Below are 26401 nucleotides of genomic sequence, written 5' to 3' on the forward strand. Positions count from 1 at the left end.
AGTTTACATAATTTTTTAGAATGCTTCGTTTTGGGAGGAACGTTTTTGCTGTATACGATTGCAAAAAAAATTTTAAAAGGAATTAGCCGCCTTTTTTACAGGATTTGCTGGAAAGGGGAAGAGCATATCCCAAAGAAGGGGGCTTTTATCGTTTGCTGCAATCATCGCAGTTTGATAGACCCCTTGTTGGTAGCGGCTCCTTTTCAGCGGCAAATTCGTTTTATGGCAAAAGAAGAACTTTTTACAAAGCATGGCAGATTGGCAGCATGGATTCTGCAAAGTCTTGGAGCTTTTCCGGTTCGCAGAGAAACGGCAGATCGTAAAAGCTTGCAAACAGCAGAACAGATTCTTTTAGACGGTGGAATTGTAGGGATTTTTCCGCAGGGATATGTCATCCGTGACAATCGTTCGTTCTCGCCTAAATCCGGCGCTGTCTTGCTGTCTTCGTGTACGAATGTGCCTATTCTTCCAATGAGTATTTTTTGCCGAGGGCCTCTCAAATTTTTTAGCCGAATTACAGTCAGAATTGGGAAACCGATTTCAGAAAAGTTTTTTCGGGGCGCCGAATACGATCATAAAAAATTAAAATCGGGCAGTGTTACTTTGGCGCAGGCAATTAATGGATTATTGGAGGAAGAAAATTGAAAGTAACGGTTGCAAAAACAGCAGGATTTTGTTTTGGGGTTAACCGTGCGGTCAACTTGGTAAAACAGCTTTTACGGGAAGAAAAACAGGTTTGCACGTTGGGCCCTATTATTCATAACCCTCAAACCCTTTCCCAGCTGCGAAAAATGGGCGTTATCGAGGTGGAAAAGCCGGAAGAAGCACCAGAAGGCAGCACATTGGTGATTCGGTCTCACGGTGTCTCCAAAGCAGTAAAAGAACAGATCATGCACTTGCCGGTTCATTGTGTAGATGCCACATGCCCTTTTGTTTCTAAAATTCAGGAAATTGCAGGGGAAGAAAGCCGAGAAGGACGCATCCTTTTTCTGTTCGGAGATGCCAGCCATCCGGAGGTGCAGGGGATTGTGGGACACTGCAGCGGGCAGTGTAATGTCTTTTTGAATGCGCAGGAGCTGACGGATTTTATTAATCGCCGAGAAATTTTGTGCGATTCTGCTATTTCTGTTGTAGCTCAGACTACCTTTCAGTTGTCAGAATGGGAAAAATGCTTAAAAATCCTGAAAAGGGTATATACAAATGCTCGAATTTTTGATACAATATGTAATGCAACTGCTGCCCGTCAAAAAGAGGCTGCTGAGCTGGCACAAAAGAGTGACGCTATGCTGGTTCTCGGAGGGAAGCAGAGTTCTAATACAGCGAAGCTTTTTGAAGTATGCAGGCAATTTGCGCCGACTTATTTTGCGCAGAGTACGGAGGAGCTTCCGCTTAGTGCCTTGAGAGGGGTACATGATTTAGGTATTACTGCTGGTGCTTCCACGCCGGCAAGTATCATAAAGGAGGTACTAGTTACCATGTCAGAAATCAATGAGGATGTGCAGAACCAGAACACCGATTCCGCCGAGGACAGCTTTGAGGAGATGCTTGAAGAGTCTCTGAAGAGTTTAAATACAGATGAGAAGGTACACGGAGTTGTTGTCGGAATTACCCCTACAGAAGTCTATGTAGATGTCGGTCGTAAGCAGGCTGGTTTTATCCCAGCTTCGGAATTGTCTGCTGACCCGAATGCAAAACCCGAAGATTTAGTCAAAATGGGCGATGAGATGGATCTTCTGATTATGCGCACAAATGATCAGGAAGGTACGATCATGCTTTCCAAAAAACGTCTCGATGCTGCAAAAGGCTGGGAGACAGTTGCTGCTGCTGAAGAGAGCGGAGAAATCCTTACCGGAACAGTTACAAACGTCATCAAGGGCGGCGTGATTGCTGTTACTAATGGCGTTCGGGTATTTATCCCGGCTTCTCAGGCGACTCCTTCCCGCAACGATCCTTTGGAGGATTTGCTCAAGAAGGAAGTTCATTTCCGCATTATCGAAGTAAACCGCGGCCGTCGCCGTGCAGTTGGTTCCATTCGTTCCGTTTGGAAAGATGAGCGCAAAGCACAGGCTGAGAAGTTCTGGGAGACTGCTGAAGAAGGCAAGGAATATACCGGTACCGTTAAGTCCCTGACAAGCTACGGCGCATTTGTGGATTTAGGTGGCGTTGATGGAATGATTCACATTTCTGAACTTTCTTGGACTCGCATTAAGCACCCGAGTGAGGTTGTAAATGTTGGCGATACCGTTAAAGTGTACATCAAGGGACTCGACCGTGAAAAGGGCAAGATTTCTCTTGGATACAAACGCCCTGAGGACAACCCGTGGGAGATCCTGAAGAAGGATTATCCGGTTGGCACTGTTGTAGAGGCTACGATTGTTGGCATGACCTCTTTTGGTGCTTTTGCGCGGATTATTCCTGGCATTGACGGTTTAATCCATATTTCTCAGATCGCTGATCATCGGATTGAAAAGCCGCAGGATGTTCTGCAGATGAACGAAAAGGTCAATGCAGAAATTACAGATATCGATTTCGATCGTCATCGTGTAAGTCTTTCCATGCGTAAGCTCTTGGAAGAGAACCAAGAGAAAGAACAAAGCGAAGAATAAGATTTTCTAAGAATTTTTAAAAGGGCGTGAAGAGGCCGAAAAGGGTCCTTTACGCCCTTTTTAAAAATTTATTTTTCCTTTTTTCTTTCACACAAATTTCTCTTTTTGCTAATATAGAAGATAGAAGCAAAAGGGGGAATCATCTGTGCGAAGGTGGAGATATAGGCGCAGCCGCATTCCATGGAAAGGATTGTTGGCTATATTGGCTGTTGTAGGAATCATCATTGCGTTGGAGTTTCAACTAAAGCCTTTGATGCGCGATTTGGCCGCCCTGGAAGCAAAACGCTATGCTGCTCAGATGGTTAGTGTCGCTGTTCAGAAAGAACTTGAGAGCAGCGGTGTTTCTTATAGTGATTTTGCGGTAATCCAGCGGGATACTAATGGAAAAGTACTTTCCATTAGCAGTAACGTCGTAAAGATGAATGAACTAAAATCCCATTTGGTCGAAACGGTCCAAGATACACTCAGTGATCAGGGCAACGAAGACCTAACGGTTCCTCTGGGAACGTTACTCGGTGGAGAATTATTCCACGGGCGTGGGCCGGGGATTCCTCTGCGGGTTACTTTGAGCGGCAACGTTACGGCGGAATTTCATAATATTTTTGAAGACGCCGGGGTAAACCAGACACGGCAGCAAATTGATCTGGAATTGAGCGCGCAGTTATATGCTTATCTGCCGGGAGTGGATTCTACCACTGACTTTTCTACAGATGTTCCTGTAGCGGAAACTGTCATTGTGGGCGAAGTGCCGGTGTTTATGGCAAGTGGAAAATAAAATAACGGAGGTGCTTTCTGTGCAACGGGAGGAAGCGGAAAAAAGAATTCAAGAACTGAGGGAACAGATCAATTATCATAGTCGCAAGTATTATGTAGAGGATGCACCGGAAATTGACGATTATGAATATGATATGCTCTACCGTGAACTCGAAAATTTAGAACGGGAATTTCCGGACCTGCGCACGTTGGATTCCCCAACTCGCAAAGTCGGTGGCCCGGCTTTGAATACGTTTCAGAAAGTAACACATGAAGTTGTGATGGAGAGCCTTCACGATTCTTTTTCTGAGGAAGAGATGCGTGATTTTGACCGCCGTGTAAGAGAAACCGTACCGGATGTGACCTATGTAGTAGAGCCAAAATTTGATGGCCTTTCGGTTTCTCTTGAATATCGAGATGGGAAATTTTTTCGCGGTTCTACCCGTGGGGATGGAACAGTTGGAGAAGATGTTACTGAAAACTTAAGAACGATTCGAACCATTCCGAAAACGCTCAAAGAGCCGGTCCCTTATTTGGAGGTTCGCGGAGAAGTTTATATGTCTCATCAGAGCTTCTGGCAGCTTTGCGCTCGCCAGGAATTGAATGGGGAAAAACCATTTAAAAATCCGCGCAATGCAGCAGCGGGTTCTCTGCGGCAAAAGGATCCAAAGATTACCGCTTCCCGTGTCCTCGATATTTTCGTTTTTAATATTCAACAGGTTTCGGGTGAAACGCTTTCTCGTCATGATGAATCGCTGGAATATTTAAGAAGACTTGGTTTTACCGTTTCACCGTTTTATCAGGTCTGTCAGAATATTGAAGAAGCGATCGCGCATATTCGGAAAATTGGTGAACGGCGCGGAGAATTTGATTATTCCATTGATGGTGCTGTTGTCAAAGTGAATGATTTTGCGCAGCGTGCATTATTAGGCAGTACCGCAAAGTTTCCAAAGTGGGCAGAGGCGTTTAAATATCCGCCGGAAGAAAAAGAAACAACTCTTCTTTCAATTGAAGTAAACGTCGGACGCACCGGCGTTTTGACACCTACCGGCGTCTTTGAACCGATTACCTTGGCGGGGACCACTGTCAGCCGTGCAACACTTCATAATCAGGATTTTATTTCTGAAAAAGATATTCGGGTGGGAGATAAAGTCTGTCTGCGAAAGGCCGGAGAAATTATTCCGGAAATTGTTAGAGTGATTTCTCATGCGGAAAATTCAGAACCATATTTTCTGCCGAAGATTTGTCCTTCCTGCGGGAGTCCGGTGGTGCGGGAAGAGGGAGAGGCTGCGTTACGCTGTACCAATGCGGATTGTCCTGCGCAGCTTACGAGACATCTGATCCATTTTACCAGCAGAGACGCAATGGATATTGATGGAATGGGGCCGGCTGTGATCGATCAGCTGATCGGAAAAGAACTGGTGCGTTCTCCAGCCGATCTTTATCATTTGACCGAGCCGCAGCTCTTGAGCTTAGAACGAATGGGGAAAAAATCCGCGCAAAATCTTCTTTCTGCTATCGAGCATTCCAAAGGAAACGACTTATCACGTCTTCTTTATGGATTGGGGATTCCACACGTCGGTCAGAAAGCTGCAAAACTTTTGGCAGGACGTTTTCTGGATATCAAAGAGATCTTTGAAGCATCCACAGAAACAATCGCTTCGATTGAAGGATTCGGAGAGATCATGGCGCAAAGTATTCGGGAGTTTTTTGACCTTCCTGCGACCGGAGAATTGATTGGACGCCTTTCTGATGCGAATGTGAATATGACTTCTCGTAGAGAGGTACAGGATACACGTTTTGCAGGAAAGACCTTTGTGTTGACCGGAACGCTTCCAACGATGACTCGTTCAGAAGCTTCTTCCATCATTGAGAAATTTGGCGGAAAGGTCAGCGGAAGTGTCTCGAAAAAAACAAGCTACGTCCTTGCCGGAGAGGAAGCCGGAAGTAAACTGGAAAAGGCGCAGAAACTTAATGTCCCGATTCTCTCAGAAGATGATTTCTTAAAATTGCTAAACGAAAATTAAATATAAAATTTTGCCGTCGGTTTTAAAAGCCGGCGGCTTTTTCTTTTGTCAGGTTCTATTTTTTTCGGCTCGTCCATATACCTGTGATAATGAAAGGTGGGACAAGAACATGGAAAATCCTGAAAAAAGCTTTCGGGAAGCAACAGCACCGATTGCTCCCAGAATCCGGGATTTGCTGCGCACATTACCGCCCCAAATACAGACTTCCATTTCAGAGATTCGGCTGCGTGCAGGCAGACCAATTTGCCTTTGGGGAAAGGGAGTCACATGGTTTCTGAATCATGCAGGCGTTACGCTGCAGCAGGAGCAGGGATTATGTGCATCGATGGAAGATTTGCAGGAAAGTTTTCGGGAGATGTGCAGCTATTCTATTTATAGTCATCAGGAACAGATTCGCACCGGCTTTTTGACTCTGCAGGGCGGTCATCGAGTTGGAGTCTGTGGAACAGCCGTTTATCGGGAAGAAAAGCAGACGGGGATTCGGGATGTGTCTTCTTTAAATATCAGAATTGCGAGGGCGGTTCCCGGGTGTGCAGGTGCATTGCTAAAAAGGCCAGAAATTCTGGAAGGAGGCTTGCTCCTTGCGGGGCCCCCTGCTTCCGGTAAGACAACGCTTTTGAGGGATATCGCCATGTATCTTTCCGGTGGGCAGAATTCAGCGATTCATAAGGTGACGGTTATTGATGAACGAGGAGAAATCTGTGGGGTCAATAACGGAATACCTGCTTGGAGTTCCCTTAACTGCGATGTCTTGGATGGATTTCAAAAGGTCGATGGAATTCTTCTTGCAGTGCGGTCTATGTCACCGGAATATCTGATTTGTGATGAACTGGGAGGATTGGGAGAAGCACAGGCACTGGTGCAGAGCGTAAATGCGGGTGCAGCGGTGATTGCAAGTATCCATGCGGGAAGCCTTTCGGAACTTTTACATCGTCCACAGACCAAAGCGCTGCTCCAAAGCGGTGCTTTTCAGAGAATAGCACTTTTGTCACGCGGAGTGCCGGGACATATTCAGCAATTATTGAGGGCAGGTGATCTTCTTGCTCAAGTGGATCGGGGCAGTTTTTCTTCTTTTAGCAGGAGCCACAGCGGGATATCTGGAGTCGAAGAAACTGCATGATCGGGTAACAAGACTTAAAAATTTTTGCATTTTTCTTGATAATGCAGCAACAGAAGTTTCCTATGAAGGAATGCCGGTAGAAGAAATTTGTATGCGCCATGGAAAAAGTCTTGACTTTATGCCGCCATTTTTTGCGGCACTAAAAAAAGGAGAGCCTTTTCCGCAGGCATGGAAAAAAGCAGAGGCGAGTCCCGTCCTTTGTGAGGAGGACCGAGAACTTCTCAGCCAGTTTGGAGAAGGGTTTGGAGCGAGTGATACGCAGGGACAGCTAAATCATTGCAGTTTATGTGGCAGCCTTACAAAAAAGACACTTTTAAAAGCAGAAGAAGACGAAAAGAAAAAGGGAAAGCTCTATCGAATGTTGGGACTTTTTGGTGGTGCTGCGGCAGCATTACTTCTCTGCTGAAAATGGAGGGAAATTCATGGATGTGGATTTTATTTTTAAAGTTGCCGCTATTGGGATTATTGTTGCGGTCTTGAATCAGCTTTTGGTGCGTTCCGGCAGGGAGGAACAGGCGATGATGACAACGCTTGCCGGATTAATTGTAGTGCTGATGATGATTGTTCAGCAGATCAGTACCCTTTTCGGGACAATCAAATCTATTTTTGGCCTTTAGCGGGGAATCAAAATGACACTGTTTGGGATTCTCGGAATCGCGCTCCTTTCTCTGGCAATCATTCTTCTGCTTCGCCGGCAGAATGGAGAGCAGGCTCTGGCATTGGGAATTGCTGCCGGGGTTTTAATTACTCTGCAGATTTTAAAGAGTGTGCTGCCTGCGATAAGTGAGTTGACGAGCTTATTTCAGAGTGCGGGGATTAAAGCGGAGTTTGGCGCGATTTTGATCAAAACATTGGGAGTTAGTTTTCTGACGCAGTTTGCAGCGGATGCGTGCAGGGATTCCGGAGAAAGCTCATTAGCTGCAAAAGTGGAACTTGCAGGTCGGGTGGAAATTCTGATTTTTGCACTTCCGCTTTTCCAGCAAATTGCAGCGATTGCAGCTTCTCTGATCACTTCCGGATAAAAGGAACCAGAAAAGGCGGTGTTCCAAAAGTGATAGGAATACAGAAAAAAAAGACAAAATTTTTGATCGCTTTTTTTCTGATGCTTCTGCTCCTTTTTTTGAATACTCCACAGGTTATGGCAGAAGAGACAGGAGAAAGTGTATCGGAAGACCTCTATCAGGAACAGGTGGAAAAAAGTGGAGCAAATAGCCTTTGGGGAGATCTTCCGGATTCCACAAAAGAGCTGATGAATCACTTGGGCGCAGTGAATGGGGATTTTCGGAATATCGGAAAGATTACGCCCCAAGAGTTTTTTTCGATGGTATTTGGGTTAACAGGCAAAGAGGGATCAACCCCCTTAAAAGCAGCAGCTTCTTCTATCGCAATTATGGTTCTGTGCGCAATGGTCAGCGCGCTGAAACTTTCGGTGGGAACAGAGGAAATTGGGAGTGCCGTTGGGGTAGTGGGGGCTCTTTGTGTTTGTGTTTGTGTGGTAGAACCGCTGATTTATTCGATCGTTGCTGCCTGTGCAGTAATTAAAACCGCGGCTGGATTTTCGCTAACAACGATTCCAATTATGGGAGGAATCCTTCTTGCAGGAGGACAACCGGTTTCTGCAGCGTCATGGCAGATTTTGACAGCAGCTGCCGGCAATGGAGTCGAATTGATTTCGGCACAAATCCTGGCGCCTGCTATGCGTATTTTTTTAGCAATCTCGATTGTTTCTTCCCTTTCACCAGACCTCAAACTTTCTGGAATCTGTCAGGCGTTTTCCAAAGGAGTCAAGTGGATTTTGGGGTTTCTGATGACGGTTTTTACGAGTCTTCTTACGATGCGCCAAATGATTTCTACTTCAGTAGATACCGGCGGAAACCGCGCCGCAAAATTTGTGGTCAGTAGCTTTGTACCGGTCGTGGGAAGCGCTTTGAGCGAAGCAATTCATACGGTCAGTGGGTGCGTTGGAATTTTAAAGTCCGGCGTAGGGGCTTTTGTATTGCTTGCAGAAGCAATCATTTTTTTGCCGTCGCTTCTCAGCTGCCTTGTTTGGATTATTCTGCTTAGCTTTTGTGCAGGGGTGGGTGACATTTTTGATTTGAAAGAACTTTCCGGTCTCTTAAGAGCTTGCGCTTCTGTGATGGAAACCCTTCTTGCAATCCTGATTTGTTCTTTGACCGTACTGACTGTTTCCAGTGTGCTTTTGGTAATCGTTGGAGGGGGAAATACTGCATGATTGAATCATGGGCAGTTGGTATCTGCCTGGTGGCGGTGGCTTCTGCGATGCTGCAGTTTTTGCTGCCGAGCGGCTCTACGGCAAAATTAGTGCGCCTTGTCATGGGAGCGCTGGTCCTGTGTGTTTTGATTGCTCCGTTAAAGGAGGTCGTTCCACAAGTTTCCGAAAAATTGGATCATGCTACTTCTCAGAAAACGCCGGATTCAACACTTTCTAAGGCAGTGGATGATCAATATGTAGAAGCGGCCAAAAGCAGCATTGTGGGGCTTGTCAAGTCGGAACTCAAAAAAAAATCACTTAGCTGCACAGACGTGTCCGTTTTGATGGATAATAGCGAGGATGGAAGCATACACATTACCAAAGTTATCGTGACACTGCCAATATCGGAGTCTGCTTCCAAAGAGGATATCCAAGATTTTTTAACCAAATCTCTGGGACTCGAGACGGAGGTGAAAACAGATGGAAGCTGAAAAGAAGGATTTTTTTAAAAGACTGATGGAGCACGATTTCAGCCGAAAAATGGTTTTGATTCTTGCGTTTGCGGGAATTGCACTGATTTTTCTTAGCTCTGTTTTCGGAAAAACCGGAAAAGAAACACAGCAGTCTGTACAGACCGCCGCCTCTGCGGTTTCTTCCCAGGAGAGCAATCAGGATTATACAGCGCAGATGGAGCAGCGCTTGAGTGAACTGATTTCTCAGATTTCGGGCGCCGGAACGCCGCATGTTTTGGTGACCCTGGAGCAGGGAACGGCGCAGGTCTATGCAACAGAAGAGAAAAAGACAACCCAGAAGGCTCAGGATTCTTCCGGAAGCAGAAATACTGATAATAGCAGCCTTGAAACGAAATATATTCTTGTAAAAGACGCAAATGGGAATGAGCATCCAGTGGAAATTACGCAGCAGCAGCCGAAAATTCAAGGCGTTGTTGTTACTTGCCCAGGCGCTGATAATCCTGCTGTACAGGAGAAAATCATTTCTGCAGTAACAACAGCGGTAGGAATTAGTTCTGCCAGAGTCTGTGTGGTGCGTTCTGATTCCTGAAATACTTATTTTATTCACGACAAGGAGGAGTTTCAGATGAAAATGGGAAAACGTCAGGTGATTCTGGCAGCTTTAGTCGTAGCGTTAGGCGCGGCGGTTTATCTTAACTGGCAGTTTGCAGGGGGCAATACGGTGCAGATGGCCGGAACAACGGCTTCAGAAAAAGAATTGGGTCAGGCACAGCTTGTCAATGCAGATCCGAGCACTTCTTCGGTGGCTGATTCCTCTGAAGAAATAACGACTTCTTCTGCAGCTTCCGGCAGCGACAGTTTTACGCAGGCACGGCTTACCCGTCAGAAGGCAAGAGATCAGGCGGTAGAGCTTTTGGAAAAAGTCACATCGGATGTTTCTTCCAGTGACGATGCCAAAAAAGAAGCCGTAACGCAGGCGGCACAAATTGCACAAAATATTCAGCAGGAAAATAATGCTGAAAATTTAATTAAAGCAAAAGGGTTTAATGATTGCGTCGTATATTTGCAAAATGGCACCTGCAATGTGGTTGTCAGCAAAGGCGATAAGGAAATGTCCGAAGCTGTTATGCTGATCAAAGATATTGTTGTTGGTCAGACCGGCGTTACTTACGATAAAATTAAAATTATCGAGAGCAAATAATAGTTGTTCTGGAGAATTTTCGTGGTATAATAAAGCCGTGGATGTTTGAAAATCGAATGTTATTTTGTCATCAAAACCCTCCACATATTGGAGGGTTTATTTTTTTAAAAAAATCAGGAGGCTTTATGAAACGACGCGAAGCGAGAGAACAGGCATTTATTCTGGTGTTTCAGCAAAATATCAATCATGACAGTATTGATGAGATTATCACAGATGCGGAAGAGTCAGAAGAATTTCGGGTGGATCCTTTTGCAGAGAGAGAATCAAAAGGGGTCGAATTACATCTTAATGAGATTGATGAGATCATTTCGCGCTATACGAAGAGCTGGAAGATGAATCGCCTTTCTAAAGTGTGCATTTCCCTTTTGCGGCTTTGTATTTATGAGATGAAATGGGAAGAAGAAATTCCGGTGAGCGTTTCGATCAACGAAGCGGTGGACCTTGCGAAAAAATATGGCGGTGCAGAAGATCCCAAATTTTTAAATGGGGTTTTGGGAAGCGCTGCAAAGGAATTGGAACAGCATGATTGAGTGTTTGGGAATTGATACCAGTAATTATACGACCTCTGCGGCGCTTTGGAATCCGGTAGATGGAGTAAGACAGCAGAAAAAGCTTCTCCCCGTAAAACCGGGAACACTTGGTTTGCGTCAAAGTGATGCGGTTTTCCATCATACGCAGCAGCTGCCGGAAATCTTGGAAAAGCTAATGTCTACTCCTCATGGAGAAATTGGTGCTGTTGGCGTTTCTTCCCGGCCGAGAGCGGTAGATGGCAGCTATATGCCTTGCTTTACCGTAGGGGAAGGAATTGGCAGAATGCTATCGGTGGTACTCAATGTTCCGCTTTTTAAATGGTCTCATCAGCAGGGGCATATTGCTGCGGCTCTCTATTCTTCCGGGCGTCTTGATCTGATCGGAAAAGAATTTTATGCCTTTCATGTATCGGGTGGAACAACAGAAGCACTCCATGTGCTTCCAGATCCGGAAATTCCCATGGAACTTGCGGCACATTCGTTGGATCTAAAAGCTGGACAAGCAATCGATCGCGTAGGCGGCCTTTTGGGACTTCCATTTCCGGCAGGACCGCAGCTCGAAAAGCTTGCGCAGCAGTCAAAAAAAGCCTTTAAAGTCCATGTGCCGATGAAAGGCTGCGACTGTTCGCTTTCCGGAGTCGAAAATCAGTATCAGAAAATGCTGCGGGAAGGCGTGGAAAAAGAAGATATCGCAAAATATTGCTTGTCCTTTATTTTGGAAGCACTGTGCAATATGACAGAAGCACTGCTCAAAGAGCGACCTGGGCTCCCTCTGGTATTTGCGGGAGGTGTGATGTCCAACGCTTTTCTAAAAGAGGGTATCTCTAAAAAGTATCAGGCTTTTTTTGCAGAACCGGTCTTTTCTGCGGATAATGCAGCGGGAATTGCAGTATTGACTGCCCTGCGGGAGGGAATGCTATGAGTGCACATACCAATGTTTTGACAGTTACTCAGCTCAACACTTATGTCAAATCCATTTTGGAAGGCGACCGCAATCTGCAGGTCGTTTACGTGCAGGGCGAAATCTCTAATTTTACCGATCATTATCGTTCCGGTCATCTTTACTTTTCTCTCAAAGATTCAGGTGGTGTAATTAAGGCGGTGATGTTTGCAGGGAATGCCCGCAGGCTTCGCTTTAAGCCGGAAGACGGAATGAAGGTACTGGCCTGCGGAAGAGTTTCTCTTTATGAAGTGACCGGTCAGTATCAATTTTATGTGAATGAATTGCAGCCCGTAGGAGCCGGTGCTTTGGCAATCGCTTTTGAACAGCTGAAAAGCCGATTGGAGAAAGAAGGGCTTTTTGCAGAAGAACGCAAAAAAGCACTTCCAAGATGTCCGGAAAGAATTGGTGTTGTTACTTCTCCCACCGGAGCGGCAGTCCGTGATATTTTAAATATTCTTTCCCGCAGATGGCCTTTAAGCGAAGTGGTTCTTTGCCCTGTATTGGTGCAGGGGGAAGAGGCGGCACCGCAGATTGCAGAGGCGATTGCGCGTTTTAACCGCGAAAAAGCCGCCGATGTTTTGATTGTCGGAAGAGGCGGCGGCAGTATCGAAGATCTCTGGGCTTTTAACGAAGAGTGCGTGGCGCGAGCGGTGGCAGAATCAAAAATTCCAGTTATTTCGGCGGTTGGCCATGAAACGGATTTTACGATTTGCGATTTTGTAGCGGATTTGCGTGCACCAACTCCCAGTGCCGCTGCGGAACTGGCGGTGCCGGATCGCGGAGAAGTGCTGAGAAATCTTTTGCATACAGATGAGATCCTCAGAAATTCTTTGCAGAATCGTATGAATCTTGAACGGCAGAAGTTAGACCGGGTAACAATGGCATTGGGAGAATCACTCAATCAGCCTTTGGAAAAAAATCGTCAAAAGCTTTCAAGGCTGATGGCACAGCTCGATGCACTAAGTCCTTTAAAGGTGCTTAGCCGCGGATATGCGGTCGTCAAGAAAGAAGATGGTGCCGTTTTGGAGAATGCTTCAGAGGCGGTACCGGACGAAATCCTTCATCTCAGACTGAAAAACGGGGCACTTAAGTGCCGCGTTTTGGAACAGGAGCAAGTATGAAATCAAAAATGACGTTTGAATTGGCAGTTTCCCGGTTGGAAGAAATCGTAACTTCTTTGCAGGATTCTACAGTTTCTCTGGAAGAATCATTGAAGCTTTACGAAGAAGGAGCTAAACTCAGCAAATATTGTTATGAAACGCTGGAAAAAGCAGAACAGAAGGTTCGTACTTTGACCGGGGAGGAAACAACTAATGAAGCTTGAGTTTGATTTAAAATTAAAGAAGCTCTGTAAATTAATCGATCAAGCGCTGGAGGTTTACGTTCCGGAAGAGACGGGATTGATTGCAAATTTGACGGAATCCATGCGGTATAGCCTTTTGGCAGGTGGAAAACGTCTTCGTCCGATTCTGGTGCTGGAGTTTTGCGGAATCTGCAAAGGGGAGCCTGAAAAGGCGCTGCCGTTTGCCTGTGCGCTGGAGATGGTGCATACCTATTCTTTGATTCATGATGATCTTCCCTGTATGGATGATGATGATTTACGCCGTGGCAGAGCCTCCAATCATAAAGTGTATGGGGAAGATATTGCGCTTCTTTCCGGAGATGCCCTGCTCACAAAGGCATTTGAAGTGATGCTGGCACCGGATTCTGTTGCTTTGGCGGGTGCGTCCCATGCAGCGGAGGCCGCAGGCATTTTAGCTAGGGCTGCAGGTGATCATGGAATGGTTGGCGGTCAGGTGATCGATCTTGAGAGCGAAGGGCATGAAATCGATCTTAAGACTCTTCAGATTATGGATGCCAATAAGACCGGTGCATTGATTCGTGCGGCGGCAGGGATGGGATGTGCACTTGCCGGAGCCTCAGAAGAAATGCGGAAAGCTGCCGATGATTATACGAAGGCGATCGGCCTTGCATTTCAGATCCAGGATGATATTCTGGATGTGGAAGGCGATACAAAATCCCTCGGAAAACCTGTGGGAAGCGATGCTGAGAATGAAAAAAGCACTTATGTTTCGATTCTGGGCATTTCGAAAGCACAGCAGATGGTAAAAGATCTTACAGAAAAAGCGGTTTCTGCATTGGAACCATTTGGAGAGCGTGCGGAGTTTTTGAAAGCACTTGCTGAGAATCTTTCAGAGAGAAAGCATTAAATTAAGCATTTTTAAGAAACCATTGACAAAAAAATGCTGTTATGATATTATTGTTAGGCCGCTTATTGCGGGCTATTGAAGAAGCAGAAATGCTCACCCGTCGTAGCGAGTCTATAAAAAGGCAGGATTTATCACTATGTTTGCAATCATCGAAACCGGCGGCAAGCAGTATAAAGTACAGAATGATGATGTCATTTTTGTCGAGAAGCTTGCAGCAGAGGATAACACCACGGTCGACTTTAAGGTTCTGGCAGTCGAAACAGACGACGGCTTGAAGGTCGGCACTCCTTATGTGGAGGGTTCTTCCGTTCAGGGCAAAGTCCTTAAGAGCGGAAAAGGCAAGAAAATCAATATCTGGACCTATAAGGCTAAGAAGCATGAATCCCGTAGAATGGGTCATCGTCAGCCTTATACAAAAGTGCAGATCGAAGCCATTAATGCGTAATGGTTGTCTGTGACTTCCTAAAAGATCCCAAGGGCGAATTGCTGGGATTCTTAATGGAAGGACATGCCGGTAGCGGCAGAGAAGATAAGGGCGAAGAAATTGTCTGTGCGGCAGTTTCCTCTGCAGCATATCTTGTTGTTAATACCATTACGGATGTTCTTCATGCAGAGGCAGTCGTCGATACGGCGGATGGCAGATGTTCCTTAAAGCTTCCGTCGGGGCGTGCTTATTCCAGTCAGCCAATTTTAGAGGGCTTTAAGCTCCATATGTTGGGGTTGGAGGAACAGTATCCGAAAAGAATTAAAGTCAGATATCAAGAGGTGTGATAAATTATGTTAAAGATTAACATTCAATTGTTTGCTCATAAAAAAGGTATGGGCTCCACAAAGAACGGCCGTGATTCCGAGTCTAAGCGCCTCGGTGTCAAGCGTGCGGATGGTCAGTATGTCCTGGCCGGAAACATTTTGGTAAAGCAGCGCGGCACTCATATTCATCCCGGTGAGAATGTGGGCATCGGTTCAGATGATACGCTTTATGCAAAGATCAGCGGCAACGTAAAGTTTGAGCATTATGGCGCAGACCGCAAAAAGGTCAGCGTATATGCTGCAGAGCAATAAGCTTTATTGAGTGAAATGATAAAAATCCCAGGCCGGAATTGCCTGGGATTTTTTCACTTTTTTGAGGAATTATCATTGTAAAAGGATTTTTCCAGGAGGATTCTTATGTTTATAGACAATGCCAAAATTCATTTAAAAGCGGGAGACGGCGGTAATGGAGCCGTAACTTTTCGTCGGGAAAAGTATGTGGCAGCGGGTGGCCCGGATGGAGGAGACGGCGGCAAGGGAGGAAATATTGCTTTCTTGGCAGACGACAATCTTTCCACACTGGCTGATTTTCGTTACAAACGCAAATATGTGGCCCAAAATGGAGAAAACGGGCGTGCAAAGCGTTGCTTTGGAAAAAGCGGTGAAGATCTGGTGATCCGAGTTCCCCGCGGAACCCTGATCAAAGATGTAGGAAGTGGACGTATTTTAGCGGATATTTCAGATGTAGAGGCCCAGGTCGTACTTCACGGCGGACGCGGAGGATGGGGAAATACCCATTTTGCAACACCGACAAGACAGGTCCCACGCTTTGCAAAACCGGGAACGCCCGGCGAAGAGATGGATGTTCAGCTGGAGCTTAAACTTCTTGCAGATGTGGGATTAGTCGGCTATCCAAATGTCGGAAAAAGTACACTTGTCAGTGTTGTCAGTGAGGCAAAGCCGAATATTGCAAACTATCACTTTACAACTCTTACTCCAGTCTTGGGGGTTGTCCGTATAGGAGAAGGACGTTCCTTTGTCATGGCGGATATTCCTGGCCTGATTGAAGGCGCTTGGAAGGGCGCCGGACTTGGACATCAGTTTTTGCGTCATGTAGAGCGTTGCCGTATGCTTGTTCATGTGGTGGACGTTTCCGGCAGTGAGGGAAGAGATCCAAAGCAGGATTTTGACACGATCAATCAGGAACTTGAAAAATTTGATCCAGAGCTTGCAAAACGGCCAATGATTGTGGCAGGCAATAAATGTGATATGGCGAGCGATGAACAAATCGCAGACTTTAAAGCTTTTGTAGAGCAAAAAGGATATTCATTTTTCCCGATCATGGCGGCAATTCGATATGGAGTAGATCCACTGCTCAATAAGATCAGCGAAATGCTGTCGAAACTTCCGCCCATTCGGCGATATGAGCCACAGCCGGCGCCGATTATCCCACCAGAAGAATTGGGACAGGGAGAAGTTCAGATTAAGAAAGAAGACAATATTTTCTTTGTAGAAGGAAAATGGCTGTTGCAGGTGATCCGTTCTGTCAATTTCGATGATTATGAATCTGTTCAGTATTTTCAGCGTGTGCTGATTGAAACTGGTGTGATCGATAAGCTGAGGGAAGCTGGAATCCAAGAAGGGGATACAGTCAGTATCTATGATATTCAATTTGACTTTATTGAATGATTGCGTAATCGGAAAGGAACAAAAGGAATGGATCGTTTTCTTGCGGAAACAGATTGTGACCCCAAAAGCTATAGTCCGTTGACACTAGCATTTATCGGAGACGGTGTTTTTGAACTTTTTGTTCGAGAGCGTTTGGTGCTTCAAGGGAATTGCCCTGTAAAAGAATTGCATAAACATGCAGTTAAACAGGTACAGGCGGCAGCACAGGCAATGGTGGTTCCAAAACTAGAACCAATTTTGTCGGAAGAAGAAATATCAGTGCTAAAACGTGGGCGCAATGCCCATGTAGGGCATGTACCTAAAAATGCGTCGGTAGCAGACTATCATGCAGCAACAGCATTGGAATCCCTTTTTGGATATTTATACTTAAAAGGTGATTTAAAACGTCTGCAGGAACTTTTTCGGGAAATCTGCGAAATTCAAATGCAGAACATTGAAAAAACAGATGTCTAAATAAAAATAAACAAAAATCAGGGGGTGCTGCAGAAATTCTGCAAACGTCCCCTGATTCTCTGGTTTTTAGGAATATTGGAAGAAGGGTGAATTAATTCTGATAATTGCGACCAGAGCAGTCCTGAGCATTACTGTCGGACTTTTTGTTCTGATAAGACTGGCTTTTCTTGTCCTGGTAAGACTGACTTTTCTTGTCCTGAGAAGACTGACTCTTCTTGTTCTGAACAGAGTTGTTGGTATAATTTTTGCTGTCAGTGCTGTCAGAGCAGTTCTGACTATTATTATTGCTGTAACGATCCAAATCACTCACCTCCTTCTTGGGTAGTATGTGAGGATTTAAAAAAAATATACAAATATACAGAGAAAGGGAGTTGATTCTATTTGGAATTGCCGCAGGAATTTGTGGAAAGAATGAAAGAGCAGCTACAAGAAGAGGCACCGGCTTTTTTTGATTCTTATCAGAAACCGCCTTTTCGTGGAATTCGAATCAATCCGCCCAAATGTACACTTGAAAATTTAAAAAAATCGCTTCCATTTTCACTTGTTCAAACACCATTTTCTCCTTTGAGTTATTATGTCCCGGATGATCAGAAAATTGGCAGTTTTCCAATGTATCATGCCGGTGCATTTTATTCACAGGAACCTTCTGCTTCGTCGGCTGTGACCGCTTTATCTCCTCAGCCTGGAGAACGAATTCTGGATTTATGTGCGGCACCGGGTGGAAAGAGTACACAAATCGGCGCGCTTTTAAATGGAAAGGGCCTTTTGTGGAGCAATGAGGTTGTATCCTCTCGCGTCTCAATTTTGCTTTCCAATATTGAGCGAATGGGAATTCGAAACGCAGTCATCAGTAACTGTGAGCCGGAACATCTTTGTACTTCTTTGCCGGGATTTTTTGATCGAGTGCTGGTAGATGCGCCTTGTTCCGGTGAAGGAATGTTTCGCAGAGATCCGCGTGCGATTGAGGAATGGAGTCCGGAACATGTAAAATCCTGTGCGGTCCGCCAACTTGCAATCCTTGAAAGTGCGCAGAAAGCTTTAACGCCCGGTGGGATTTTAGTTTATTCTACCTGTACTTTTTCAGAAGAGGAAAATGAGGGTGTCATTGAGGCATTTTTAAAAAATCATTCGGAATTTGAGCTGGTTGATTCTGGAATTTCCGGCGGACGTCCGGCACTTACAAAGGCTAGAAGAATTTATCCGATGGACGGAGGAGAAGGCCATTTTGCGGCGAAACTCAAAAAATCGGGAGAAAAAGCAGTAGAATCGCTTTTTTCAGAGCCAAAACCAATTAAAGTTCCGAATTTTGTCAAGAAATTTTGGGAGGATACTTTTACAATTCCGATGTTTGGAGTACCGGCTTCTGTTGGAGATCAGTTTTTATTATTACCCAAAGTGCCGCTGCCTATTTTAAAGGGATTAAATGTTAGAAGGGCCGGAATTCTGCTTGGTAAGGAACGAAAAGGCAGATTGGAACCCGAACATGCGCTTTTTATGACACTTACTCCGGAAAACTTGCAGCATTGTTTGGTGCTTTCTCATGATTCACCGGAGTTGAAGGCATTCTTGCGTGGGGAGCAGATTTTGGCTTCAGATCAGCTTTCCGGATATGCGGCAGTAGCAGTTGACGGCGTTATTACCGGCTTTGGAAAATGTTCCGGTGGGTTTCTAAAGAATCATTACCCTAAAGGACTGCGGGTTCATTAAAATAGAATTTTTCGCTTTAAAGAGTAAAAAAATGCAGTTTTTGACTTGAAAAGTTGCAGGAACAATGATAAAATAAGTCAATACTTAATTGAAAGAGGGCATTTTTTATGCAGGAAATCAGGGTAGAATTGACAAAAAATCCGAAGCAAAAGCCAGCGCCGGGAGCGCCGCTTCCCTTCGGGACGATTTTCTCTGATCATATGTTCCTGATGGACTATGATAAGGGGAAAGGATGGCATGACGCCAGAATCGTACCGTTTGGTAATCTTGACATGTCTCCCGCAGCAATGTGTCTGCATTACGGACAGTCTGTTTTTGAAGGAATGAAGGCTTATCGTGCGGTAGATGGCCGAATTCTTTTGTTCCGTCCGGATAGAAACATGGCGCGTATGAACAGTTCAAACGATCGTCTCTGCATTCCTCAGATCGATGAGAAATTTGCAGAAAAGGCGATTGAGAAACTGGTTTCGGTAGATAAAGATTGGATTCCTACAAGTGAGGGCGCTTCTCTTTATATTCGTCCTTTCATCATCGGTATGGATCCTCACATCGGTGTTCATCCTGCGAATCATCTGCTCTTTATTGTAATTACCTGCCCGGTTGGAAACTACTATCCGGAAGGTCTTAACCCGGTTAAGATCTATGTTGAGAAGAATTATGTTCGTGCAGTTCGCGGCGGTATGGGCTATACCAAAACTGCCGGTAACTATGCGGCTTCTTTGAAAGCACAGGACGAGGCAGAAAAGCAGGATTATACACAGGTCCTTTGGCTCGATGGCGTTGAGCGTAAATACATCGAAGAAGTCGGTACGATGAACGTCTTCTTTAAGATTAATGGAGAAGTGGTTACTCCGGAACTACAGGGCTCTATCCTGCCTGGAGTTACCCGTATGAGTGTCATTGAGATCCTCAAAAAATGGGGGGTACCGGTGGTTGAACGCCGCCTTTCCATTCAGGAATTGGCTGATGCTGCAAAAGACGGCAAGCTGGAAGAAGCTTTCGGCAGCGGCACTGCAGCAGTTATTTCTCCAATTGGCCATCTTAAATGGGGCGATGACATCATGGTTATCAACGATGGTAAAATTGGTGAACTGAGCCAGAAACTTTATGATACCCTGACCGGCATCCAGTGGGGCAAAATCCCGGATCCGTTCGGCTGGACAGTTGAAGTTAAATAAAATAGCTGAGTGAAACATAAATGAAAAACCATCTTCGGAAGGGTAATTCCGAAGATGGTTTTTTTGTGGAGGAAATCATGCGGAATTTGCAATTTTCTGTTCCGGAAAATTATAATGGAGTTACAGTAAAAGGTTTCTTAAGAGGCTATTGCCAAATATCGGCTCGTATGCTTGCAAAATTAAAGAGAGTTCCAAAAGGAATTACAGCCGATGGAAAATTGATGATTGCAACCGATCATTTAAAAGCAGGGCAAAAGGTGATCTTGCAGCTTCCTGAAGATGAACCATACTTGTTGCTTCCCAAAGATGTTCCTGCTCCCAAAGTCTTGTGGGAGGATCATGATTTCCTTGTTGTTGATAAACCGGCGGGGCAGATCCTTTATCGGCGTCCCGGTCATGAAGAACGCGATACGCTGATGGCTTCTGTCTGCACATATCTAGGAAAAAATGGAGAGCCTTCTGCTTTTCGGCCATTGTATCGATTGGATAAAGATACGACCGGAATTGTTCTTCTTGCAAAAAATGCATATGCGGCATCTGCTGCGATCGGCAAAATTCATAAGATTTATTATGCAGTTTGTGAAGGGATTTTATCCGGTTGTGGAACGGTGAATGCACCGATTGGACTGGCACCGGGACATTCTTTGCAGAGGATGGTTCGAGAAGACGGCGCTCCGGCGATTACGCATTGGAAAGTGATAGGATCGGGTAAAAATCAGACGCTGATTGCCTGTTCTATTGAGACCGGCAGAACGCATCAAATACGGGTGCATATGGCTTATTTGGGGCATCCGCTCTGTGGAGACGATTTTTATGGCGGCAGAAAAGACTGCATTTTTCGTCAGGCCCTTCATTGCGGATATTTAAAATTTATTCATCCGATTACCAAATCTGTTGTCAAAATTCCGGCACCATTTCCAAAAGACTTTTGCACACTTTTGAGTGTTTGCAATATAAATTGCACAAAAGCTGTCCATGAAATGGACCCGGAAACTCTTTTTTGACAAATATACAAAAAAAGCTTGAATTATGAATATTTATGCGATATAATCAAAATCGTTCAATTGATAATTCTTGAATGGTTTTATGGAGGAAAAGATTATGAAAAAAATGAAAATGTTTGCAGCTTTTGCTTTAGCGGCTGCTATGATCGCTGGCTGCACCGCTTGCGGCGGCAGCTCTTCCAGCAGCACTGCTTCTTCTACAGCAGCTTCTGGTACAACTACTTCTGCAGCTTCTGCGGCTTCGGACAGTGCTGTTGCTAAAATTAAGGCAGCGGGTAAAATCACGATGGTAACGAACGCAGAATTTGAGCCTTTTGAGTATAAAGATAACGACAAAATTGTTGGTATCGATGTAGATATCGCACAGAAGGTTGCAGATAAACTTGGAGTCAAACTTGAAATCACCGATATTGCATTTGATTCCTGCGTGCCGAGTGTCCAGACCGGAAAAGCTGATTTTAGTGCGGCAGGTTTGAGCGTAACGGAAGATCGGCTTAAGAATGTTGATTTTACGGATACTTATTATAATGCTTCTCAGGCAATCATTGTTAAGAAGGGCAGCGATATTAAGAGCCGTACCGATTTGAACGGAAAAACCGTTGGTGTTCAGCAGGGAACTACCGGTGATATTTATTGCACGAATGAAGATGGTTCCAGCGACATTAAAGTTGGCGAAGTAAAACGTTATCCTAAGGGCATGGATGCGATTTCCGATATGATTGCAGGACGGATTGATGCAGTTGTTATTGATAACTTCCCGGCTGAAAAATATGTGTCCAAGAATTCGGATAAGATTCAAAAGCTGGATGAGGCACTGACAGAAGAAACCTATGCGATTGCAGTACCGAAGAACAGCGATCTTAAAGAAACAATCAATGGAGTCATTAAAGAACTGAATGACAGCGGAGAGATGGATAAGATTGTCAGCCAATATATCAGTGCAGACTAAAAATTAACATCTAATTAAACCGCAGGACGTGCCAGAATCGCCGTCCTGCGGTTTGGTGTTCAAAAGGGGGAAGGAAACCCTATGGGTTTTTGGAATGATCTTAGCGCCAGATTATTTGATGATTTTATCCGTCAGAATCGGTATCTGTATCTGGTCAAAGGACTTGGAAATACGCTGTTGATCACAGCAGGAGCTTTGTTGATTGGTGTGATCTTGGGCGTTTTAATTGCTCTGGTGCGTGTAGCATATGGCAATGGACAGCGTAGCTGGTGGATTCGTATTTTGAATGCAGTTTGCGGTCTCTACCTGACAGTGATTCGTGGTACACCTATGGTAGTTCAGCTGATGATTATGTATTTTGCGATTCTGACTAGTGGCGCGCCTCTGGTGATTGCAGTTCTGTCATTCGGAATTAATTCCGGTGCTTATGTGGCTGAAGTAATCCGCAGTGGAATTCAGTCGGTGGATCGCGGTCAAACAGAAGCAGGACGTTCTCTGGGACTGAGTCAAAAGCAGACGCTGATTAAAATTATTTTGCCGCAGGCATTTAAAAATGTAGCTCCTGCGGTGTTTAATGAATTTATCGCGCTTTTAAAAGAGACTTCTGTTGCTGGATATGTTGGCATCCAAGATTTGACCAAGGGTGGCGATATTATTCGTTCCATTACCTATGATGCATTCCCACCACTTCTTGCAGTTGCTTTGGTCTATCTGCTGATTGTGATTGGGCTTACAGCAATCCTGCATCATATTGAAAGGAGGCTGGCAAGAAGTGATCTCCGTTAAAAATCTTCATAAATCGTTTCATACGATGAATGGCACAGTGGAAGTGCTCAAAGGAATCAATCAAGAAATTGTAGATGGAGAAAAAGTTGTTATCATTGGGCCTTCCGGTTCCGGTAAGAGTACGTTTTTACGCTGTATGAATCTGCTGGAAATGCCAACCAGCGGAGAAATCTGGTTTGATGGAAAGAGAATCAATGTGCCTGGAGTCGATGTCGATGCGGTTCGCCGTCAGATGGGCATGGTATTCCAGCATTTTAACCTTTTCCCACATTTAACAGTGCGGCAAAATATTACATTAGCTCCTGTGATGTTGAAGCTGAAAACACAGGAGGAAGCGGATGAAAGAGCAACGCAGCTTTTGAAACGGATTGGACTTCCGGATAAAGGAGATTCTTACCCTTCTCAGCTTTCCGGAGGACAAAAGCAGAGAATTGCAATTATCCGTGCTTTAGCGATGGACCCTAAGATGATGCTGTTTGATGAACCGACCAGTGCTCTGGATCCTGAAATGGTTGGTGAAGTGCTGCAGGTTATGAGAGAGCTTGCCCAAGAGGGCATGACGATGGCCGTTGTAACTCACGAAATGAATTTCGCCAAAGAAGTTGCAACGAGAGTATTGTTTGTCGATGACGGTCAGGTCTTAGAAGAAGCGGTGCCGGAAGAATTTTTTGAAAATCCAAAACATCCCCGTTTAAAGGATTTTCTTTCAAAAGTTCTTTGATGGACAAGATGGATTTTTCAAATTGGATCGTCTGAAACTCCTTTTCTTTTCATAAAAAATATGATACGATTTAGAGTACGGAGAAATCCGCACTCTTTTTTTATGGAATTAAAAAGGACAAGTCTTTTTATGAAAGAGATTTGGAAGGGAAGTATCAGCTATGCCTGCAGCAATTACACATTATCTGCAGTCCCAAAAAGTTTTGGAAGAAATGAAAAAGGAAAACATTCAGGTCCAAAATGGTGATGCGTTTCTTTGGGGCGCACAGGGACCGGATTTTCTTTTTACACATCGTTATTTGCCGTGGCAAAGGGGAAAAAGTCTTTGTTCATGGGGAGGAAAAATTCATCGGGAAGCTCCCGAACCTTTTTTTCGTGCGCTGCGTAATGTTTGCGGTCAGATGCCGGGTAGTTTGATGCGTTCCTATGCTTATGGATTTTTATGCCATTATTCTTTGGATCGGACTGCTCATCCATATGTGTATTATTGGTCTAATTTTTTGAAAGAAAAAGATCCTTCTCAGGATTTAAGTGTTTATCACAATGAGATTGAATCCGCTTTGGATACGATTGTCTTAAGGAGTGAATTAGGAGAACTTCCTGTTGATTTTCCGCTGATTCGTACAGTTCCGCAGGATGAGACCGTTCAACAAAAGATTGCAGAGCTTTATCAACAGGTTATTTTATCGGCTTATGGGAAAAAAGTATCTCAAGAGGCCCTTTATCAGGCAACAAAAGATTGCCGCACAGCTTTTCGATTTTTGACTGATAAAACCGGTTTTAAGCGTGCCTTTTTGAGAAAAATCGAACATTCAGGAAAAACGATTACCAGCCATATTCGTCCTATTATGGAAGATGAAAATTTTGATTATGCCAATATCTTACTGGCACCGTGGTCATGGGAGGGCGCAGAAGGAACTGGAAGCTTTTTCGATTTGATTGATCAGTCGGTAGAAGATAGTATGGAATTAATTCGTCATTTCTTTTCTACAGATGATTTTCATGAATTTACAGACGACAGGAATTTTGAAGGGAGAGTTATTTTAAGTGAATCTGATTAAAAGTTTTTGTGTGAACCACGATGTATTAACGCCTGGTATTTATACTTCTCGTATTGATGGGGATATTACGAACTATGATATTCGTATGCGCAGGCCAAATCATCCACCATTTTTAGAAAATGCCGCACTGCATACGATTGAGCATTTGTTTGCAACTTTTGCCCGCAACAGTCCCTATTGTGACCAAGTCATTTATTTTGGACCAATGGGTTGTCGAACAGGATTTTATTTTTTGGTGCGCGATCTTCCTCCCCAAACAGCAATTAACTTGATCATCGAGATCTTTCAAAAGATCGCTCTTTATCAGGGAGAGATCCCAGGAGCAAAAGCGAAGGAATGCGGAAACTATAAGGAACACGATTTAAATGGAGCAATTTGGGAGTCAAAGAAATTTTTACCTGTCATTGAGCATTGGACTGTTGAAAATTTACAATACAAGCAATAAAAGACAAATTCCGTTGTAGAAATTGACAATTGAAAATGGTTGCAAAATTGTAATCTTTGCGGTAGAATATAATTCATTACAAATATGTAACACAAATTACGAATGAGTAATATATTCTATATGCAAGGAGGAACAATCATGAGAAATCCAATCAGAGATCGTCGTTCTCATAGTGATCATTCTTTTTTTTCTCACGCAGACCGTGAGACAGAGACTTATTTTTCTGCGGAGAACGGCTGGCAGAAAGAAAGTTTTTCTGCTACGTTTCGGGATCGAAGGGTACGCTATGCAGCCAGTCTTTTAGTAGTGGCTTGTTTGATTGGCGGCATACATTTGATGACGCCTAGAATTACCGCTTATGCGTCGGTACAAAAAGCATCTCAAAATCAGGAAGTACAAACAACGACTTCTGATTTTAAAATCAATACAAATCAGAATTACGTGCCTGCCTTTCGCGCAACGCCATCTTCCGCATCGGATCATCTTTCTTCTTCGGCAGATAATTTGCTTTTACAGAAGGATCAGCAGATCGGAGTTGACAGCTGTGGGCTGTATATAGATGGGAACTTCGTAGGCGCAGTAAAAGAGGAAAGTGAATTGCAGAAACTTTTGCAGAATTTATTGGATTCGGCAAAAGGAGACGGAGAGGATGATACTGCAACATTCCTTTCTGATGTTAGATGTATTCCCGGCACTTATCCGGCTTCGTCTGTTTTAACCGATGAAACAATGAAAGCATTGCTTTTATCAAAACAAACGGTACAGACGGATTATCAAGTTCAGAATAATGAAAATGTCCAGGATATTGCAAATGAAAACGGGCTTACGGTTGAAACTCTTTCTCAAAAGAATCCGAATGTTGATCTCTCCTCTCTTAAGAGTGGAGATACCATCAAGCTTTCTCAGGAGAAGCCGCTGATTTCCATTCAGTCCGTTTCTACAAAGCAGGTAACGGAAGAAATTCCTTATGACACCGTACAAAAAGACAGTGATACGCTCTATAAAGGAAAAACTTCTGTAGAAACAGAAGGAGAAAATGGACAAAAGCAGGTTACCTATTGCATTACTAGTATCAATGGCAAGGAGGTAAATAAAGAGGCAACTCATACAGAGGTGCTTAAAGATGCGGTTTCTAAAGTCATATTGAACGGAACGAAAGACTGCCCTGCAGGAATGGCGACCGGTACTTTTGAGTGGCCGACACCGACCATGCATACGATTACGACAGGATTTGAATATCGTTGGGGAAAGTTTCATCCCGGCATTGATATTTCTGACGGAAACGCTTTTGGCTCTCAAATTGTTGCAGCAGATGGAGGAACCGTCACTAAGGCTTCCGATACCGGAGATGGATACGGAAACTGCGTGATGATTGATCACGGTAACGGCTATGTGACTTTGTATGGCCATGCTTCTCAGCTTCTTGTTTCTGTTGGTCAACAGGTACAAAAGGGACAGTTAATCGCGTTAGTGGGCAGTACCGGATATTCTACCGGCCCTCATTGCCACTTTGAAGTGATTCATAACGGCACGAAAGAAAATCCGTTTTCTTATGTTTCCCAATAATTATCTAATATAAAAAAT

The 26401-nt window shown here is 44.5% G+C and carries 32 protein-coding genes; 31 read left to right on the forward strand and 1 reads right to left on the reverse strand.

Going from position 1 to position 26401, the window contains the following annotated elements; genetic code table 11:
* The first annotated feature begins 45 nt into the window (after positions 1 to 45).
* The 22 genes from OP489_RS04790 to OP489_RS04895 all read left to right on the forward strand — a co-directional run bounded on the left by OP489_RS04790 (position 46) and on the right by OP489_RS04895 (position 16967).
* Positions 46 to 645, forward strand: a complete 600-nt coding sequence (locus tag OP489_RS04790) for a lysophospholipid acyltransferase family protein (RefSeq protein ID WP_266163200.1) — start codon at positions 46 to 48, stop codon at positions 643 to 645.
* Complete coding sequence (locus tag OP489_RS04795) at positions 642 to 2606, forward strand: bifunctional 4-hydroxy-3-methylbut-2-enyl diphosphate reductase/30S ribosomal protein S1 (RefSeq protein ID WP_266163201.1); 1965 nt, start codon at positions 642 to 644, stop codon at positions 2604 to 2606. The genes OP489_RS04790 and OP489_RS04795 overlap by 4 nt, the downstream gene beginning before the upstream one ends.
* 145 nt (positions 2607 to 2751) lie before the next feature.
* Positions 2752 to 3381, forward strand: coding sequence for a sporulation protein YunB (yunB, locus tag OP489_RS04800; RefSeq protein WP_266163202.1), 630 nt, complete (start codon positions 2752 to 2754; stop codon positions 3379 to 3381).
* Between the two features lie 19 nt (positions 3382 to 3400).
* Complete coding sequence (gene ligA, locus OP489_RS04805; protein ID WP_266163203.1) at positions 3401 to 5386, forward strand: NAD-dependent DNA ligase LigA; 1986 nt, start codon at positions 3401 to 3403, stop codon at positions 5384 to 5386.
* 109 nt (positions 5387 to 5495) lie between these two features.
* Positions 5496 to 6506 (forward strand): ATPase, T2SS/T4P/T4SS family, encoded by a 1011-nt coding sequence (locus tag OP489_RS04810; RefSeq protein ID WP_266163204.1) that lies wholly within the window; start codon positions 5496 to 5498, stop codon positions 6504 to 6506.
* Positions 6427 to 6912, forward strand: a complete 486-nt coding sequence (locus tag OP489_RS04815) for a stage III sporulation protein AB (protein ID WP_266163205.1) — start codon at positions 6427 to 6429, stop codon at positions 6910 to 6912. Before OP489_RS04810 ends, OP489_RS04815 begins: the two co-directional genes overlap by 80 nt.
* A gap of 16 nt (positions 6913 to 6928) precedes the next feature.
* Positions 6929 to 7123, forward strand: coding sequence for a stage III sporulation protein AC (gene spoIIIAC / locus OP489_RS04820; protein WP_266163206.1), 195 nt, complete (start codon positions 6929 to 6931; stop codon positions 7121 to 7123).
* A 12-nt stretch (positions 7124 to 7135) separates the two neighbouring features.
* Positions 7136 to 7528, forward strand: a complete 393-nt coding sequence (locus OP489_RS04825) for a SpoIIIAC/SpoIIIAD family protein (RefSeq protein ID WP_266163207.1) — start codon at positions 7136 to 7138, stop codon at positions 7526 to 7528.
* A 62-nt stretch (positions 7529 to 7590) separates the two neighbouring features.
* Positions 7591 to 8739 (forward strand): stage III sporulation protein AE, encoded by a 1149-nt coding sequence (locus OP489_RS04830; RefSeq protein WP_266163208.1) that lies wholly within the window; start codon positions 7591 to 7593, stop codon positions 8737 to 8739.
* Positions 8736 to 9209, forward strand: a complete 474-nt coding sequence (locus tag OP489_RS04835) for a stage III sporulation protein AF (RefSeq protein WP_266163209.1) — start codon at positions 8736 to 8738, stop codon at positions 9207 to 9209. Before OP489_RS04830 ends, OP489_RS04835 begins: the two co-directional genes overlap by 4 nt.
* Positions 9199 to 9780: a stage III sporulation protein AG gene (locus OP489_RS04840; RefSeq protein ID WP_266163210.1), complete on the forward strand. Its 582-nt coding sequence runs from the start codon at positions 9199 to 9201 to the stop codon at positions 9778 to 9780. The genes OP489_RS04835 and OP489_RS04840 overlap by 11 nt, the downstream gene beginning before the upstream one ends.
* Before the next feature lie 36 nt (positions 9781 to 9816).
* The gene (locus OP489_RS04845) at positions 9817 to 10392 is read left to right on the forward strand and encodes a SpoIIIAH-like family protein (protein ID WP_180340953.1); all 576 of its coding nucleotides are present in this window, start codon (positions 9817 to 9819) and stop codon (positions 10390 to 10392) included.
* Between the two features lie 125 nt (positions 10393 to 10517).
* Positions 10518 to 10922, forward strand: coding sequence for a transcription antitermination factor NusB (gene nusB / locus OP489_RS04850; RefSeq protein ID WP_266163211.1), 405 nt, complete (start codon positions 10518 to 10520; stop codon positions 10920 to 10922).
* Positions 10915 to 11844, forward strand: a complete 930-nt coding sequence (locus OP489_RS04855; protein ID WP_266163212.1) for a peptidase M22 — start codon at positions 10915 to 10917, stop codon at positions 11842 to 11844. Before nusB ends, OP489_RS04855 begins: the two co-directional genes overlap by 8 nt.
* The gene (xseA, locus tag OP489_RS04860; RefSeq protein ID WP_266163213.1) at positions 11841 to 12986 is read left to right on the forward strand and encodes an exodeoxyribonuclease VII large subunit; all 1146 of its coding nucleotides are present in this window, start codon (positions 11841 to 11843) and stop codon (positions 12984 to 12986) included. The genes OP489_RS04855 and xseA overlap by 4 nt, the downstream gene beginning before the upstream one ends.
* Positions 12983 to 13189: an exodeoxyribonuclease VII small subunit gene (xseB, locus tag OP489_RS04865; protein WP_266163214.1), complete on the forward strand. Its 207-nt coding sequence runs from the start codon at positions 12983 to 12985 to the stop codon at positions 13187 to 13189. The genes xseA and xseB overlap by 4 nt, the downstream gene beginning before the upstream one ends.
* Entirely contained in the window at positions 13179 to 14075 is an 897-nt protein-coding gene (locus OP489_RS04870) for a polyprenyl synthetase family protein (RefSeq protein ID WP_266163215.1), read from the forward strand. Before xseB ends, OP489_RS04870 begins: the two co-directional genes overlap by 11 nt.
* A gap of 136 nt (positions 14076 to 14211) precedes the next feature.
* Positions 14212 to 14520 carry a 50S ribosomal protein L21 gene (gene rplU / locus OP489_RS04875; RefSeq protein WP_180340947.1) on the forward strand — a complete coding sequence of 103 codons (309 nt, stop codon included), beginning with the start codon at positions 14212 to 14214 and terminating at the stop codon, positions 14518 to 14520.
* Positions 14520 to 14846 (forward strand): ribosomal-processing cysteine protease Prp, encoded by a 327-nt coding sequence (locus OP489_RS04880; RefSeq protein WP_180340946.1) that lies wholly within the window; start codon positions 14520 to 14522, stop codon positions 14844 to 14846. Before rplU ends, OP489_RS04880 begins: the two co-directional genes overlap by 1 nt.
* 6 nt (positions 14847 to 14852) lie before the next feature.
* Complete coding sequence (rpmA, locus tag OP489_RS04885) at positions 14853 to 15137, forward strand: 50S ribosomal protein L27 (protein WP_180340945.1); 285 nt, start codon at positions 14853 to 14855, stop codon at positions 15135 to 15137.
* A gap of 105 nt (positions 15138 to 15242) precedes the next feature.
* The gene (gene obgE / locus OP489_RS04890) at positions 15243 to 16514 is read left to right on the forward strand and encodes a GTPase ObgE (protein ID WP_266163216.1); all 1272 of its coding nucleotides are present in this window, start codon (positions 15243 to 15245) and stop codon (positions 16512 to 16514) included.
* 27 nt (positions 16515 to 16541) lie between these two features.
* Entirely contained in the window at positions 16542 to 16967 is a 426-nt protein-coding gene (locus tag OP489_RS04895) for a Mini-ribonuclease 3 (RefSeq protein ID WP_266163217.1), read from the forward strand.
* A gap of 91 nt (positions 16968 to 17058) precedes the next feature.
* Here OP489_RS04895 and OP489_RS04900 read toward each other — a convergent pair whose 3' ends face one another.
* Positions 17059 to 17268: a hypothetical protein gene (locus OP489_RS04900; protein WP_266163218.1), complete on the reverse strand. Its 210-nt coding sequence runs from the start codon at positions 17266 to 17268 to the stop codon at positions 17059 to 17061.
* A gap of 80 nt (positions 17269 to 17348) precedes the next feature.
* Between OP489_RS04900 and OP489_RS04905 the strand changes: the two genes are divergently transcribed.
* The 9 genes from OP489_RS04905 (at position 17349) to OP489_RS04945 (ending at position 26383) form a co-directional block, all read left to right on the forward strand.
* Entirely contained in the window at positions 17349 to 18674 is a 1326-nt protein-coding gene (locus tag OP489_RS04905) for an RsmB/NOP family class I SAM-dependent RNA methyltransferase (protein WP_266163219.1), read from the forward strand.
* Between the two features lie 107 nt (positions 18675 to 18781).
* Complete coding sequence (locus OP489_RS04910) at positions 18782 to 19852, forward strand: branched-chain amino acid aminotransferase (RefSeq protein WP_266163220.1); 1071 nt, start codon at positions 18782 to 18784, stop codon at positions 19850 to 19852.
* A gap of 77 nt (positions 19853 to 19929) precedes the next feature.
* On the forward strand, positions 19930 to 20856 hold the full coding sequence (locus tag OP489_RS04915) for an RluA family pseudouridine synthase (RefSeq protein ID WP_266163221.1): 927 nt from the start codon (positions 19930 to 19932) through the stop codon (positions 20854 to 20856).
* Positions 20857 to 20953: 97 nt separating this feature from the next.
* Positions 20954 to 21805 carry a transporter substrate-binding domain-containing protein gene (locus tag OP489_RS04920; RefSeq protein WP_266163222.1) on the forward strand — a complete coding sequence of 284 codons (852 nt, stop codon included), beginning with the start codon at positions 20954 to 20956 and terminating at the stop codon, positions 21803 to 21805.
* A gap of 81 nt (positions 21806 to 21886) precedes the next feature.
* A complete protein-coding gene (locus OP489_RS04925; protein ID WP_266163223.1) occupies positions 21887 to 22591 on the forward strand; it encodes an amino acid ABC transporter permease in 705 nt (234 codons plus the stop codon).
* Positions 22578 to 23312 (forward strand): amino acid ABC transporter ATP-binding protein, encoded by a 735-nt coding sequence (locus tag OP489_RS04930; RefSeq protein ID WP_266163224.1) that lies wholly within the window; start codon positions 22578 to 22580, stop codon positions 23310 to 23312. The genes OP489_RS04925 and OP489_RS04930 overlap by 14 nt, the downstream gene beginning before the upstream one ends.
* Before the next feature lie 160 nt (positions 23313 to 23472).
* The gene (locus OP489_RS04935; protein WP_266163225.1) at positions 23473 to 24372 is read left to right on the forward strand and encodes a zinc dependent phospholipase C family protein; all 900 of its coding nucleotides are present in this window, start codon (positions 23473 to 23475) and stop codon (positions 24370 to 24372) included.
* On the forward strand, positions 24359 to 24817 hold the full coding sequence (locus OP489_RS04940; RefSeq protein ID WP_266163226.1) for an S-ribosylhomocysteine lyase: 459 nt from the start codon (positions 24359 to 24361) through the stop codon (positions 24815 to 24817). The genes OP489_RS04935 and OP489_RS04940 overlap by 14 nt, the downstream gene beginning before the upstream one ends.
* Before the next feature lie 138 nt (positions 24818 to 24955).
* Entirely contained in the window at positions 24956 to 26383 is a 1428-nt protein-coding gene (locus OP489_RS04945; protein WP_266163227.1) for a peptidoglycan DD-metalloendopeptidase family protein, read from the forward strand.
* Positions 26384 to 26401: the final 18 nt, after the last annotated feature.

Origin of the sequence: Caproicibacterium sp. BJN0003 (assembly GCF_026314295.1) — a bacterium.
GTDB lineage: Bacteria > Bacillota > Clostridia > Oscillospirales > Acutalibacteraceae > Caproicibacterium.

Bases quoted from the DNA above. Each gene is read 5' to 3' on its own strand.
- OP489_RS04810 (WP_266163204.1), top strand. From the start codon at position 5,496: ATGGAAAATCCTGAAAAAAGCTTTCGGGAAGCAACAGCACCGATTGCT.
- spoIIIAC (WP_266163206.1), top strand. From the start codon at position 6,929: ATGGATGTGGATTTTATTTTTAAAGTTGCCGCTATTGGGATTATTGTT.
- OP489_RS04825 (WP_266163207.1), top strand. From the start codon at position 7,136: ATGACACTGTTTGGGATTCTCGGAATCGCGCTCCTTTCTCTGGCAATC.
- OP489_RS04835 (WP_266163209.1), top strand. From the start codon at position 8,736: ATGATTGAATCATGGGCAGTTGGTATCTGCCTGGTGGCGGTGGCTTCT.
- OP489_RS04840 (WP_266163210.1), top strand. From the start codon at position 9,199: ATGGAAGCTGAAAAGAAGGATTTTTTTAAAAGACTGATGGAGCACGAT.
- OP489_RS04845 (WP_180340953.1), top strand. From the start codon at position 9,817: ATGAAAATGGGAAAACGTCAGGTGATTCTGGCAGCTTTAGTCGTAGCG.
- nusB (WP_266163211.1), top strand. From the start codon at position 10,518: ATGAAACGACGCGAAGCGAGAGAACAGGCATTTATTCTGGTGTTTCAG.
- OP489_RS04855 (WP_266163212.1), top strand. From the start codon at position 10,915: ATGATTGAGTGTTTGGGAATTGATACCAGTAATTATACGACCTCTGCG.
- xseA (WP_266163213.1), top strand. From the start codon at position 11,841: ATGAGTGCACATACCAATGTTTTGACAGTTACTCAGCTCAACACTTAT.
- xseB (WP_266163214.1), top strand. From the start codon at position 12,983: ATGAAATCAAAAATGACGTTTGAATTGGCAGTTTCCCGGTTGGAAGAA.
- OP489_RS04870 (WP_266163215.1), top strand. From the start codon at position 13,179: ATGAAGCTTGAGTTTGATTTAAAATTAAAGAAGCTCTGTAAATTAATC.
- rplU (WP_180340947.1), top strand. From the start codon at position 14,212: ATGTTTGCAATCATCGAAACCGGCGGCAAGCAGTATAAAGTACAGAAT.
- OP489_RS04880 (WP_180340946.1), top strand. From the start codon at position 14,520: ATGGTTGTCTGTGACTTCCTAAAAGATCCCAAGGGCGAATTGCTGGGA.
- rpmA (WP_180340945.1), top strand. From the start codon at position 14,853: ATGTTAAAGATTAACATTCAATTGTTTGCTCATAAAAAAGGTATGGGC.
- obgE (WP_266163216.1), top strand. From the start codon at position 15,243: ATGTTTATAGACAATGCCAAAATTCATTTAAAAGCGGGAGACGGCGGT.
- OP489_RS04895 (WP_266163217.1), top strand. From the start codon at position 16,542: ATGGATCGTTTTCTTGCGGAAACAGATTGTGACCCCAAAAGCTATAGT.
- OP489_RS04910 (WP_266163220.1), top strand. From the start codon at position 18,782: ATGCAGGAAATCAGGGTAGAATTGACAAAAAATCCGAAGCAAAAGCCA.
- OP489_RS04915 (WP_266163221.1), top strand. From the start codon at position 19,930: ATGCGGAATTTGCAATTTTCTGTTCCGGAAAATTATAATGGAGTTACA.
- OP489_RS04920 (WP_266163222.1), top strand. From the start codon at position 20,954: ATGAAAAAAATGAAAATGTTTGCAGCTTTTGCTTTAGCGGCTGCTATG.
- OP489_RS04925 (WP_266163223.1), top strand. From the start codon at position 21,887: ATGGGTTTTTGGAATGATCTTAGCGCCAGATTATTTGATGATTTTATC.
- OP489_RS04935 (WP_266163225.1), top strand. From the start codon at position 23,473: ATGCCTGCAGCAATTACACATTATCTGCAGTCCCAAAAAGTTTTGGAA.
- OP489_RS04945 (WP_266163227.1), top strand. From the start codon at position 24,956: ATGAGAAATCCAATCAGAGATCGTCGTTCTCATAGTGATCATTCTTTT.